The following is a 13,340-nucleotide window of genomic DNA, read 5'->3' as shown; positions in this document are numbered from 1 at the left end:
TTGTCTTGTAATTTAAAAAATAAACAAGATGAAAAAGCAAATTTTAATTTTAGGTGCAGCTTTAACAATGGTTTCGAGCCTACAAGCCCAGGAAATTGCACAAAACAAGGTTCCTTCGGTTATTGTGAATGAGTTCAACAAATCCTTTCCGGCAGCAAGGGATGTAGAATGGAAATTAGAAGCCAATCAATATAACGTCGAATTTGAATTAGACAGGGACAACGACCATGAATTAAGTTATAACAAACAAGGAAAGTTAGTAAAACATAAAGAAGATATTGCCGAAAAAGATTTGCCCAATTCGGTAATTGAAAAGATAAAATCCGAATTTAATGGATATTCTATAGATGATTTAGAAAAAGTAAATGATAATGGAAAAATTTACTACCATTTAGATCTTGAAGCTTTATTTAAAGAAGACTGGGAGATTACTATTGATGATAAAGGAAGTATCATTAGTAAAAAAGCAGATTAATGCGCTTAGTTCTTTCATTTATTCTTGTGCTAGTGGTGAATGTATCACTACTAGCACAAAAATCAGGTAATACGAAAAAATGGTATGATAAAATTCACATCGGTGGATATATGCAGGTTCGATATAACAATTTATTACAGAGTAATCCGGATTTAGGCTGCCAGCAATGCGATGAACATTGGGGAGATGATGGCGGAGGACTTTCCCTTAGGCGCGTTCGATTTAAAATTAAAGGACAAATTACGCCACGTATATTTGTTTACTTTCAGCCTGATTTCGCTAAATCTATTGAAGAGGATCATCATGTAGGAAAACTCAAAGATGCCTATATTGATGTCGGTCTCGATAAAAAAAATGAATTTCGTATCCGCATAGGTCAAAGTAAAGTGCCATATGGCTATGAGGATATACAATCCAGCAGCAATAGACTTCCACTAGATAGGAACGATGCTTTTAATAGTGGTGTAAAAGACGAACGTGATTTAGGAGTCTTCTTTTATTGGGCGACTGAGGAAAAAAGAACGCTTATCAGCCATTTAAGAAAGGCGGGGTTAAGCGGTGGTGATTTTGGCCTTTTCGCTTTAGGGTTTTATAATGGACAAACTGCAAATCACTATGATGAAAATGATAATTTTCATATTGTATCCCGATTTTCCTATCCAATACAAATAGGAGATCAAGTTATAGAACCAGGTATTCAAGCTTATACCGGCAAATATGTGATTATGAAACATAGTCCAGAAATTGCGGTAAATCCAAAAGGTTATATTGATGAAAGAGCAGCATTATCATTTATCCTTTTCCCTCACCCCTTCGGTATTCAAGCTGAGTATAACATCGGTCGAGGACCAGAGTTTGATAATTCAACCAATACCATTCAAGTCAAGAGACTGCATGGTGGCTATGCTACTTTTTCATACTTTTTAGAAAAATGGCATCAAAAATTTTATCCATTCGTTCGCTTCCAATATTATAATGGAGGAAAAAAGCATCAATTAGATGCCAGAAGCTTTAAGGTGAAAGAAACCGAAATTGGTATCGAATGGCATCCTTTACCCCACTTCGAATTTTTAGCTGAATATACAATATCTGATAGGAGATATGAAGATTTCCAAAACCCTATCAATCATCAAGCAGGCAACCTAATGCGATTACAAGCGCAGGTCAAATTTTAAATCAACAAATGGTATCCCATTAAATCTTCAAAATGTTGTAAAAAAACAAATCAATTAAAATGATTTACTGAAAATTCCTACCAATGATTATTGATCATTGTAGGAATTTTCTTTTTTCAGACTAAATATCTCTAGAGTCGTTTTTAGTATCAATAAAATATCAACTTTGATTTTAGGAACTCTAAAAATACGAACCACAAAGACTGATTTGTATCGCCAACAATTAATAACTCAGAAACGGGAAATTGAAAATTAATATTCAAATTCTAACACCTTTAGTTTTTGCCCAAGACTCTAATTCAAAAAAAGTAATGATTTTAAACCGCTTTAGAGCTTTTTTTATTTTTATAAGAATTATAATCATCAAAGACCAAGTTTATTAAAATAGATATATAGGCTTTCGTTAGTACTGCTTTGAGTTTTAAAAACGAGTCGAGCCTTGCACCGATGCTCATATGAATGTAATGAAAACCAGAAGATAAGGCTATAAAACCTTTTTCTTTACTAGCTGAATATTCCTTCGTCCACCGTTTTCTTTTATTTCAATACTAAGTTGCCAATTTTTAGGTATAGTAAATTTTGGAACCATAAGAATGAAATTAAATTCATCTCCTTTATACATAATTTCAGGAACCTGAAGCTTGTAATTGATTGGCAAAAGCTGGCGCTGCATAGATTTTCGTTTAGCCTGTTTTCTGGTTTCGATTGAAATTGTAATTTCTCCAGGTCTAAAACTAACCTTAGATCTATTGCTCAAATTTATTTTCATAAAAGCTTTCTCATTAAAATATTGAACGGCAAACAATTTCATTTGAATCCCATCTTTATGCATTCTTTTCATCACTTTTAGATCACGATCCAGGAGATAGCAGGCAAAATTCTTAAATGCGCTCAAAGAATCAGAAGATGCTATTTGCAAATTGCTTGATGAACTTTTTGGAATCAATGTATCCTTTAGCTTAAAAATAGCATCTTCGGGTGTAAAAAAGTAGTTCAGGGTCGAGAGTTGCGACTGATATTTTAGCAAAAAGGAATAGACATTTTGATCCTGATCAATCACCAGTAGATTACTTGATTTTCCGGGAGTAGCTTTTAAAACCCCAAAGCGCTGAGGATAGTCTTTATTATAGGTAAAGTTCATTTGCGAAGCGCCAGTAATAGCTTGTTGTATAGGTTTTGGAAAAAATAGTGCTACCTGCATCTGCTCATTGGCGTATAGGGTATCTATACTTTTCATTTGAGCAGTACCAAGGTATGGTGCTGTCATCAAAAGAAGTAAGAAACAGAAACGACCATAATGACGCAGATAAAAAGACGAATAAAAAAAAGAATAAATGAATTTCATAATTTTAAATTTGAAGGTTAGGGTTTTAAAAGCAGTCGATAATGATTTGCGATGGTCACTTTAATATTGCGATTATGCTTACGGAAAAGATTTTTCAGTCCCCCCACCTGAGGTACGGAGGGGATATTAATATCTTGAATAACATCATCTAATATTTCGCGAGAAGCTTCAGCTCGAAAGTTATTTACTACATAAATCCCTTCATTACCATCTTGCAGATCATAAGCGCTTAAGCTTACGGGATCTGCCATTATATTTGTTATTTTTAGGAAAACCCGGTTTGGACCAAAACTCACAAACCCATAAATTGGAGTGAATGCAGGATATACTTTTCCTTTAAATTGAATTTCCCGGAGCAGGTAAAGCTCTACTCTTGAATTGGATTGTACCTTCTGCGTTTTGGAAACCGCTACAGGTATAGGTGAAATCATGGTATTCTTTGCGATAGTGGTATTCACATGATTATAGCTAAACAAAGCTTCCTGACGAAGCCTGATCTCCTGTTGCCATGATTTTGTTATGGCATTAGAATCAGCATCATTATTAAATCTTTTTTCCGAGGAAACATTATCCGCTGCTGTCGAAGGAATTTCAGCTGCACTCAACGTATCCTCTTGCTCCTGAAAACTCCAGGAATCCATAGTCCAACCCGGCTGCTTTTGCTTTTCTTCTATTGAGTTAACCTGATCTTTCTGCTGCTGCTCATTATTGTCAGATTCATAAGGCAAAGAATCCGGAGTCTCTTCAATCTCGTCATATAGACTGGGCACAGTGGAAGGTTTCTTTTCTTTAAGTTGATCCACAGCTTCTCTTCTGGAATTAAAGTCGTTCTGCGGATCTTTTAGCGCCGGTATATTTGGATTTTTTGGTACATTATCTCTAGTTTGCTCTTCGGTATCCTCTGTCCAGACCAACACCGTGTAGGCGAGAGTAAATAATAAAATACAAAGCAGTACCGATCCAAAAACAATGGTCTTTTTATCAAGTTTTATCATGGCATAGGATTTATAGGTTTATTTATTTTCAGTATTCGTTCTTTTCTGTAATCGGTTTTCGTAGAATTCTGTAATCATAAGGCCATGAGGGTTCCTGGGAAAACTTCGTTTTACCGGCAACAATTTACCAGAGGTCGTAAGCAAATAGTGCTCTTTGACATTTCCACGGTGAATACTAAAAAATACCTGAGTACGGAACGGATATGGAGCCTGCTGGGAATCCAAAGTAGATTTTATACTATCCACCTTTTGTACCAGTGCATATTGCAGGATGCGATTGTAAACACCATCGGCTTTTTTCTGTCTATAGACTTCATCTACTGAAGAATTTCCGAGCCATAATGCTTTTTCCAGTTGATCCTCATAGGTATCTGGAGTCAGACCATAAAAAGCATAATGAAAGCGCTCTAGATGTGCTTTAGCTTCAATTTCCAACTGCTCGCTTCGTTCTTGCCACAGCAAGGGAATTACCTGTCCACTTTCAGTAATTGCAAAGGCATTATGCAGTGCTTCCTGGTGCATTTTATAAACCAAAAATCCGGAAAGGATGCAAGCCGTAAATGCGCCAATACTTACACAAATACTAACCAGTCGATTGATACGCAATACGGAGTAAATATTTTGATACGGAGATTTTTTTGTATAGTTCATTACAATAGAATTAAAAAGTTATCAGTCTGTAAATAAGCGCATGGTAAAAGAGGTTGCTCTTTTATAGAGTTTAAATTTGAGCAAAACAATAAAGGCAACTGATGCTGCTTCGATGAGTCTTTTTATGATCACATTATCAGGAACGGTTCCCAGCAGGTATTCAAAGAAATCCTGATTGATAGCGACATACAGGGTATTAATAAAAATATTGACTAAGAAAAATGCAGGCACTAGCATATAGACTGCGATATATAAACGGAAAAATGTATACGCCATTCCTCGGAATTTTTCAAATACGCACAGACTAATAATCAGTGGAAAAAAGACCTGAAGCAGCCCAAGAATGAAAAAGCGTTCTGCCAAGAAAAGCGGATAAATAAAAAGATCTAATATCCATAGAAACACCCCAGAAATAAAGGACAGCACCTGCAGTGCATAAAACGGACTCATTAAAGCTTCATAAATTGCGGTCATGGCTTTAGTCATGGCATCGAAGGCGCCGATCTCTTCCTCCATTTCGACTTCCTGCAATTGCATCGGCACCAGTGCCGGAGTGGTCTCCAAAAATTCTGTTTCTATACTCACGAGCACCCCGTCCAATAAACTAAGGATCTGAGGCGCTATAAAAACCAGGATTACAACCCCAAAATTCCTTATTAAATCCGTAGGTTGCAATCCCCAGGTGGTTCCCTCCTGTTTAGCTGCACCTTCCTGATATTTTTTGAGAAGGTTGACCAGAAATAAGAGCACTGCCAGTGTTTTCATACCTGTAAGGGTATAGCTAATCAGATTGGTTTCTTTAAGAATTTGAAAAATGCTATCGATATACTCCAGACCTAAATTCATAATGGGAAGCAGATTATAATGTTGAACAAAAGGCAAAAGATTTGCAATCATTAATTCTTGGGAACTCGGGTATTCACTATATCCTGAAGCTCCCTAAAAGCGATAATATTTCGGTAGCGTCGTAATTGCTGTTTAGCCTGAGCAAGTACTTCCCGGGATTTTTGCTCCTTCTTTTGCAGTAATTGCGTGCGATCATTATCGCTCATTTTAAATACATTACTGGAGAGTACCTGATCAATAAAATCCAGATCTTTCAAGGAGAGTTCAATCATGGCCTCAAAATGGTCCGAGATACGACGAGCCTCATTGGGATGCATAAAAGGAGAATCAATAAGCTCCCTAACATCAGTTCGTATGGTTTCATACAATCGTTGATGATTATTGGTGAGCTCACGAACCGCCTGAAGCTGCTGCACTACCCGACTGACTTTTTCAATATTTTCCTTTTGCTTCTTTAAAAATTCTACCGTTTTTAAAAGATTTGAAGTTTGCTTAGCCGATTCGATTAATTGTTTGGCCAGGCTAAGGAAATTTGTGTTATCATAAACAGGCATTCCCTGAGAAGAAGCCTTATTTGAAATCAAAAGCATAAGGACTATCATAACAGTGGCAAACATCGATTGGAAACGAGATCTGCATTCCGATGAAGTTATCCAATGAATTGATCGACCAGCACTGCTAAAAATGTGCATATCCTTAGGGTGAGGGTTTATTCTATTTTTGAAAAATAAAGTCATGACAAATAAGGTTTTAAAAGGTTCATAACACAAGAAACAGGTTATACAAAAAAGACGTAGAGTTCGTCATCAAACCCAAAAAGGGATGTTATGAAGCGAGTAATGTGATGTAGATGATCTAATTAAGATGAAGGCTTTGATAAAAACTCAAGGATGGCCTGTTCCATATTTCCTAACTTACGAAACTGTCTTAAGATTTCTTCATTCTCTTTCCCATCGGTCAGGTAGGCGGCATAAGCCTCGGGAGGCACTTCTAATCGATAGACATTACTTTGTCTTCCTATTTTGATAAATACTTCCGTATATTTTTGCTTTCCGCTTAGCTTATTGGTAATCGATTTTAGCTGGTTATGGTCATGCGATGATAATTTCAATCGGGATACCAATTCCTCATATCCTTTCTCATTACGTAAGCTGTAAATCACCTGTGTATTCTCTAGAATACTAGCCGCTGTACTATTATGAGGAAGCTGATTTATAGACTGTAAAATGATACCAATGGCGCCATTTTGTTTACGTATAGCCTGATAATAGAACTCTACACTTTCCAGTACATTTGGAAACTTTAATTGTTTAGCAAACTCATCAAACAGTATAATCCCTTTTTCTTCCCGCTTGCTCCATATCGAACGCTGCACTGCGGTTTTAATAAGCTTTAGCATGACTGCCAGAATCTCTTTGTTATCTCTCACCTCATCGAGTTCAAAAATGATCAGGCGTTTATCTTCCAATCGATACTCCTTGATTCCCGGCTCGAACAAATAACTATAAATTCCATCCCCGACATACTCCGAGAGAATATGCAAAAATCGTTTACGATCAAGAAAAGTATCTTTATTAGCTGATGTAGTCATTTCATCAGTAACATTCTTCTCTCCCATTTGCATCAGAAAGTGATAAAAACTGTGCATATTATAGGGAGCGGTCTTATTCTTATAATAGCTTCTTAGCCAGTTTTTCAGCGTTACACTTTGCGCTTTAGAATTGGTATCAAAAGCCGTTAGTTCCAGTAGGAATAAACTTAGTTCTTCCAATAGTTCTGGGGAAGGATGCCCATCATCACAATAAAAAGGATTTATTCCGAGAGATTTTCCGGGCTCATAACGTAAGATCAGATGCTCCTCCGGATATAATTGGGCAAATTTTGAATAGGAACCTCCCAGATCAATAATCACCAGCCGGATACGTTCTTCAAAATACTGGCGAAGAATATTATTCGCCAAGAAAGATTTCCCCTCTCCAGTTGGTGCAAAAATTGCAAAATTTCGAGCTTTAATTCGTTTTTTAGCCTCATCCCAAACATCCTTTTTAACCGGGAGGTTGTACTGCCGATCATTAAAAATGATGCCGGTGGCATCGGACTCATAATTTCCGGTGTGAAGCCAGAGACAGAGGGCATGTTTCAAATCTGTAACATAGGTATCAGACATTCCGAAGTTAGAGGTAAAACCAAAATAACTATTCAATACGAAATGTGGAAGCGCCTGACCTGAGGGCAGATAAGGACGAATATCCAACTGTTTACATTCCGCCATTAGTTTCCCGGTTATTTCCTTAAGATACTCTTTATGCTCATGCCAGAAAACAACATTCAACTGACCACGTATCAATCGAGATTGCTCATCGCGCACAATAGTATCGAGCACGGCTTCCAGTTTCTCACAGGTAATCACATTCTGGGAGCTAAAATTAGCACTCTTCTTTAAAGATTCTATGCGCTTCTCCAATGCCCGTTGCCATTTTTTAGTATCTTCAATAATCAGCAATTGATTAACCATATGGTGCTCATAAAGCTGTAATCCAAAGCCATCTATAAACCCCTGATAAAAATTAAAATCATCAGCCGTAAATGTCGCATGTGGACGAGAACTTTTAAGCTCATCCTGAAAGCAGGATTCATGCTGGAATACCAGTGATTGAAAGTACTGATTTCCTAATTGAAGTGCATTAGAGCTGATTTGGATATCAGTATCATAATCGGCGACAAAGCCGTTCCAAAAATCTTTACTAAAGCCTCTTATTTCCTGAGCAATCATTCGTTCTACTTTTAATTTTCCCGATTGATTCAAATAGGCTACGACATCGAGGACATGGCGTTCAAAATGTTTCCATTCCTGATTGGATTGGTCTACTTTAGCTTTAGACAGTGCAGCAAAAGGATTTCGATATTTGGAACCGGCCAGTTTATTGTTTTTCGGCAGACTAAAAAAAAGCAAACATTGATGATCCAGATGTTCCCGTCCTTTAAAATAATCATGGGTTGCCTGTTGCAAAAAACTTTTCATTGGGAGATCATTTGCCTGATAAGCTTTTTTCAAAAACACATCCTGTTTATGAATATAAGTTCCTACCGGAAGACTTTTAATCGTCTGAAACCAACTAGAGTGTAACTGATCAAAATCAGTTTCAGACAGCGAATAAACCTCTGGCAAATGCACCCGATAAGCCAGACAAAAATTACCATTGGCAAAAAATACAGAATTGTTCTGCACATCAGCGATAGGGGGATATTTATAGAGATTCATAGGGTTCGATAAGTTTTTGATGAAACACCGTGATTTGTTTAGTACTCAAGTGCTTAGGAAATACGTGAAAAAACTGCAGGTTGGCCATGAGTTTCTTGAGATTCATTAAAATCAGGTACAGCAGGATATTGCTGCTGCACCCGATAATCAGTGTCATCCAACCGAAAGCAAAAATAATGATCAGTAAGCCAATGATGACGGCGATCATTTGCACGGCAAATAGGTAGACGGGAAGTCCAAAGATGAGTGCCTCCTTTCGGATATCACGGTATGGTATAAATTTTTTCATTATACCGCCATACTGATCAGATACGTAAAGATGCCCACTACGGCACCCGTAATCAGTACGAAGACCAGCACCCGACTGATTCCTTTTTTGAGATCAGCATTTTCCCCAAAGAAGTGTCCTGCGTTGAATAGAAAACCTACCAGGAAGATAACCCCGAGAAGAATGGGAAAGATTGCTCGGATCGTATCTGAAATTTCTGCAACAGAATCTTCGATACCTCCAATTTGGGCAGAAGCCGAGGATGTAAAAAGCAGGCTAAAAATAATAGTGCTAAAGGATAGTAATTTTTTCATGAGTACAAGGTTTTAGGTGAAACAATAATTCATAAATGATTTACTGATCTTAAGCTACCAAAACCAAGTACTCAAATCATGACACTTTATTAATCTGTGAATAACATAATTTTTGATGGTATTTGACAAGAAATAATGGCAATCGAATACAAATTATAGCTCCCCAAACGAAAATTTTGTTAATAACTAAAAATCAAAGAATTGTAATCCAATCATAAAACGTCGAATAGGCTTTTTCTAGCGCTAAAAAAACTTCGATTAGTCATTAAAAATAAATCATTTATTTACCAAAAAATATTCTTTATCGCTTTCATAAATTTTAACTTTTAGAGGTAAAATTTTTCATAACATCATTAAAATATTTGATATTTTTAGCTCAATAATTGTTCAACAAAATGAACCTATATTTATGAGAAACAAATCAATAGGACTTCTATTCATCCTTTTAGGTTTAAGAACTTTAGATTGTGAAAAAAGATGATATTGAGAATGAACAAGACAATTTTTATCGTAATGCGTAGTAGTAATCTATATACTATAAGCGAAAATGATTAATTCATGAAACAACGGAACAAATTAATTATTCTTCTGCTTCCGCCTGGTCTGATACTAAAATTATACCCCCACAAGGAAATGTTATGATTAATATTTCCGAAAACGCAGTTTATTCTTCTGATCATTTCAAGCTATTGGCCTCATTTAAAGAGCCGTATTTCCTTCCCAGTCTAAGTCGAAATGGCAAAGTGATTTACGGAAGCAACAATAATCCGGAATGGTTTCCAAATGAAGAATCAGCACATGAGAAGGTAGCCTAAATTTCCAACTAGCAAACCAAAACATTATCCAGCATTTCAACATTAGGATATCCTATGCTCATTTTTGAAAGTAATAGAGGAGATATTATAAGTTTATCAGCAGGAATGAAACGAGATAAACTAAGCACAGAAGTTCCAAAGCCAGATTTATTCGTTGAAATAATAAAGTAATAATGATTCAAAATTACATCCTGCTATTCCAAAAATTAACAGAATAATTAAATGATTCTATGAATGGATCGTTAATTTCGATTCTCAATGAATTAAATTCTTCAGATTTAAGATTCTTCATATCCATAGTCCAAATGTGAGAAGAAGGTGTACTCAAATATGGAGATTTTTTACTCAGTTCATTAGGATAAATATTTTCATCCTGAAATCTCTTTATACGAGCTATATAAGGATCTACCATTCTATGCTTTTCCATGTTACCTATATGATGATTTCCAGAATACACTTTAATTTCAGTTTTTTCGGAGCCAGCAAAAAAGTTTAGTATAAATTTATTGCTAATAGAATCTATAGTGTTTGCGACGAACCTATTATTTAAAGATCCAAACCAGAAATTCATTTGCTTCCCGGGATCCAATCCTACAGCTTTATAGTTTAATTTATAATTGTTATCAAACACTGAAACCTTAAAATAACCTCTTGGCGATCCATCCTTCATTAATGCTAAGGGAAGAGCTTCCCAATTTTTCTGACCTGTCCACCAGTTTCCGGACACAGCCCCACATACTACTTCCTGAATATCTGATCTACCATTTCTTTCATAAAAATAACGACTAATACTATGGGTATGTCCGCTAAGCACTAAAACCTCATGGTCTATATTAAGCAAATCCAAAAATTCATTTTTATTTTTCATCCAGCGTAATGGGATGTGCTGGTTGATGATAATCAATTGATTTTTCTTAAGCACCTTACCAAGAAGCTCTTTAACAAAAGAGATGGTCTCAGCCTTGTAAATCCCTTTATATCCATATTTCCCAACCGGATAAATTGAATTTAAGGTAATAAAAAGAACATTACCTCTTTCAAATGCATAATTTTTAGGACCAAAATCAGTCTCAAAAGGTTTATCCTGTAAATCATGTGATGCACCATGCTCCCAGTCATGATTTCCATAGACTACTCTATATGGTTTGGAAATGCTGTTCAAGGATTGTAATAGAGGATGAAAAATTTTTGTATTATCATTCACCAAATCTCCAAGATACAATCCAAAATCATAGTCATCCCTATTAGCTATTTCACGAAAAAAGCTGACATCAGCCATGTTCATTTCTTCTCTGGAGCCTACCTGTACATCTCCTATAGCTAGGAAATTAAAATTTTTATCTTGACTTTCTTTCTGAAGTTCGAAATTTATTTGTTCCCCATCCTTTGGAATAGATCGATACCATGAGGTATTGTCCATTTTATAGCCACCGGGAACTATGACAAAAAAAGGTGATTCTGATTGTATTTTAGCATTAAAATTTCCGGATTTATCTGTTTTAAAAATATGTTCTCCATCGGATAAATAGATCCCAGCTATTCCCCTGGCCATTGTATTTTGCAGATGATTATTCTCTTTGAGATATACTTTTCCACTTATAGTGCGGTATTCCTGAGAAATTAGTGCATTAACACTAAATCCAAAGAAAAATATTAAAATGCATAGTTTTTTAATCATGGCTATTATACTAGAATATAAAAGGCGGAAAAAATCCGCCTTTTTATATCATTAAATTAAATTACTGATTATCCGGAGAATCATATTTATGCAAATAAAGTTGATTACCTACTGTATAAGCAGCATATCCTATTCCATTTGCGGCATATTCCAATTCTAAATCATCAGCTTCATTATTTGATAATACCACTGGAGAAGCCCAGTTGTTCACTTCATCATCAAATGCTAGTGTTGTAGGATTATCAGATGCATTTCTATATAAAACCATCGGGTTATCATAAGCATCAACAGCGATATCAAATGATCGGTAAGAAGCATCTGGAAGAACATCTCCTAAAATTGACCAAGAATTACTAGCTGCTGCATACTTTTTCACTTTAACCTGATAATCTGTTCCTGCAGCTGCATCATCTTCTGCATATGCTAAATAAACATTTCCTTCAGTATCCACATCCATAGCTATTCTGTAAGTTCTTATAGCATTTTCAGGAGCTTCTTTCATTTGATCTGCCAGTGTCGTCCAGTTTCCGTTTTCATACTTGAATACAGATACACTCTGAAGAGTCGTTCTGTCTATTGTTGCTACGTATAAAGCACCATTTTCGTATACTACATCAAGATCGACACTTGGAGAATTTACTCCTGAAATGGCAATAGTATTCCATGCAGTCCCATCATAAGCTTTTAATTTTAGTTGACGCTCATTATCTATGTAAAAGTTATAAATAGTGCCATCTTCCCCAGTTACTAATGCTGATTCTCTATAACTTCTTTCTCCTTCGGAGATACCAGGTTGACCTACATAATTCCAGGAATTCTCTGTATATTCCATTAAAGAAACCTGAGATGGATCCAGTGAATAATCTCCAAAAGATACTATTGCATTACCCTCATTTGAGAAAGCAAGATCAGGATCTGCTGCTCTTGCTGAATTAAAGTCAGCTGCACCTATTTGACTCCAAACATCATTCTGGTAAAAAATAAGGTTTAATCTTCTATCCTCATATTCCTCTGGATTCGAAATAAACCCGATATAAGGCATAGCATTTGTAGGGTTGATACTTAAGGCAATATCTCTCACCTCTTGGTCGTAAGCGGCTAATTGAGACCATACCGCATTAGCCATTTTTGTTACAGTCACCGTGTATATTTCATTGGTATTTTCCTCACTAAGAAGATATTCTACCGCTGCACTATAATCATTTGTAGTCTCTCCACTGACTTGTGTAGCGCCTCCAACGGTCACAATATCATTTTCGGTGGTTGTAAATCTGGCTACCAGGTTTGTTACATCAACCTGTTCAGGCAGAGCGAAACTGATTGATTTTCCTGATACATTTTCCAGGATATAATCCTGAACTAATTGATCATTATCTTCCTGATAAAAGCCGAAAGACATCATTCCCACTTCTGCAGGCTCTGGTGGCAAAGCATCGTCATCACTGCTACAAGAGTTTAAAAATCCTGTACAGGCTATTAAAAGTAAAAGTAAATTAATTTTAGTTTTCATAAAGTT

13 protein-coding genes are annotated in these 13,340 nt (G+C 36.0%); 3 read left to right on the top strand and 10 right to left on the bottom strand.

Annotated elements, in window-relative coordinates; translation table 11 throughout:
• Positions 1 to 28: 28 nt before the first annotated feature.
• Positions 29 to 475: a PepSY-like domain-containing protein gene (locus PBT91_RS05545; protein WP_270060789.1), complete on the top strand. Its 447-nt coding sequence runs from the start codon at positions 29 to 31 to the stop codon at positions 473 to 475.
• The gene (locus tag PBT91_RS05540) at positions 475 to 1,650 is read left to right on the top strand and encodes a porin (RefSeq protein ID WP_270060788.1); all 1,176 of its coding nucleotides are present in this window, start codon (positions 475 to 477) and stop codon (positions 1,648 to 1,650) included. Before PBT91_RS05545 ends, PBT91_RS05540 begins: the two co-directional genes overlap by 1 nt.
• A 484-nt stretch (positions 1,651 to 2,134) precedes the next feature.
• Here the strand turns inward: PBT91_RS05540 and PBT91_RS05535 are convergent, their stop codons facing one another.
• The 8 genes from PBT91_RS05535 to PBT91_RS05500 all read right to left on the bottom strand — a co-directional run bounded on the left by PBT91_RS05535 (position 2,135) and on the right by PBT91_RS05500 (position 9,331).
• Positions 2,135 to 2,917, bottom strand: a complete 783-nt coding sequence (locus PBT91_RS05535) for a DUF4138 domain-containing protein (RefSeq protein WP_270060787.1) — start codon at positions 2,915 to 2,917, stop codon at positions 2,135 to 2,137.
• Between the two features lie 95 nt (positions 2,918 to 3,012).
• Positions 3,013 to 3,990, bottom strand: coding sequence for a conjugative transposon protein TraM (gene traM / locus PBT91_RS05530; protein ID WP_270060786.1), 978 nt, complete (start codon positions 3,988 to 3,990; stop codon positions 3,013 to 3,015).
• A gap of 18 nt (positions 3,991 to 4,008) precedes the next feature.
• On the bottom strand, positions 4,009 to 4,641 hold the full coding sequence (locus PBT91_RS05525; RefSeq protein ID WP_270060785.1) for a conjugal transfer protein TraK: 633 nt from the start codon (positions 4,639 to 4,641) through the stop codon (positions 4,009 to 4,011).
• 21 nt (positions 4,642 to 4,662) lie between these two features.
• Positions 4,663 to 5,538 carry a hypothetical protein gene (locus PBT91_RS05520; RefSeq protein ID WP_270060784.1) on the bottom strand — a complete coding sequence of 292 codons (876 nt, stop codon included), beginning with the start codon at positions 5,536 to 5,538 and terminating at the stop codon, positions 4,663 to 4,665.
• On the bottom strand, positions 5,538 to 6,077 hold the full coding sequence (locus tag PBT91_RS05515) for a conjugal transfer protein (protein ID WP_270060783.1): 540 nt from the start codon (positions 6,075 to 6,077) through the stop codon (positions 5,538 to 5,540). The genes PBT91_RS05520 and PBT91_RS05515 overlap by 1 nt, the downstream gene beginning before the upstream one ends.
• Before the next feature lie 269 nt (positions 6,078 to 6,346).
• Positions 6,347 to 8,749: a TraG family conjugative transposon ATPase gene (locus PBT91_RS05510; RefSeq protein ID WP_270060782.1), complete on the bottom strand. Its 2,403-nt coding sequence runs from the start codon at positions 8,747 to 8,749 to the stop codon at positions 6,347 to 6,349.
• A complete protein-coding gene (locus PBT91_RS05505; protein WP_270060781.1) occupies positions 8,736 to 9,038 on the bottom strand; it encodes a hypothetical protein in 303 nt (100 codons plus the stop codon). Before PBT91_RS05505 ends, PBT91_RS05510 begins: the two co-directional genes overlap by 14 nt.
• A complete protein-coding gene (locus tag PBT91_RS05500; RefSeq protein ID WP_270060780.1) occupies positions 9,038 to 9,331 on the bottom strand; it encodes a hypothetical protein in 294 nt (97 codons plus the stop codon). The genes PBT91_RS05505 and PBT91_RS05500 overlap by 1 nt, the downstream gene beginning before the upstream one ends.
• 638 nt (positions 9,332 to 9,969) lie before the next feature.
• On the opposite strand from PBT91_RS05500, the gene PBT91_RS05495 reads away from it, so the two are divergent.
• On the top strand, positions 9,970 to 10,146 hold the full coding sequence (locus PBT91_RS05495) for a hypothetical protein (protein WP_270060779.1): 177 nt from the start codon (positions 9,970 to 9,972) through the stop codon (positions 10,144 to 10,146).
• A 184-nt stretch (positions 10,147 to 10,330) separates the two neighbouring features.
• Here the strand turns inward: PBT91_RS05495 and PBT91_RS05490 are convergent, their stop codons facing one another.
• Positions 10,331 to 11,824 (bottom strand): calcineurin-like phosphoesterase family protein, encoded by a 1,494-nt coding sequence (locus tag PBT91_RS05490; RefSeq protein ID WP_270060778.1) that lies wholly within the window; start codon positions 11,822 to 11,824, stop codon positions 10,331 to 10,333.
• Between the two features lie 61 nt (positions 11,825 to 11,885).
• Positions 11,886 to 13,334: a hypothetical protein gene (locus PBT91_RS05485; RefSeq protein ID WP_270060777.1), complete on the bottom strand. Its 1,449-nt coding sequence runs from the start codon at positions 13,332 to 13,334 to the stop codon at positions 11,886 to 11,888.
• Between the last annotated feature and the right edge of the window lie 6 nt (positions 13,335 to 13,340).

The organism is Zunongwangia sp. HGR-M22 (assembly GCF_027594425.1).
In the GTDB taxonomy this organism is placed as follows: domain Bacteria; phylum Bacteroidota; class Bacteroidia; order Flavobacteriales; family Flavobacteriaceae; genus Zunongwangia.
The sequence above is the reverse complement of the archived record's forward strand: the minus strand, read 5'-3'. Positions and strand labels throughout refer to the sequence as shown.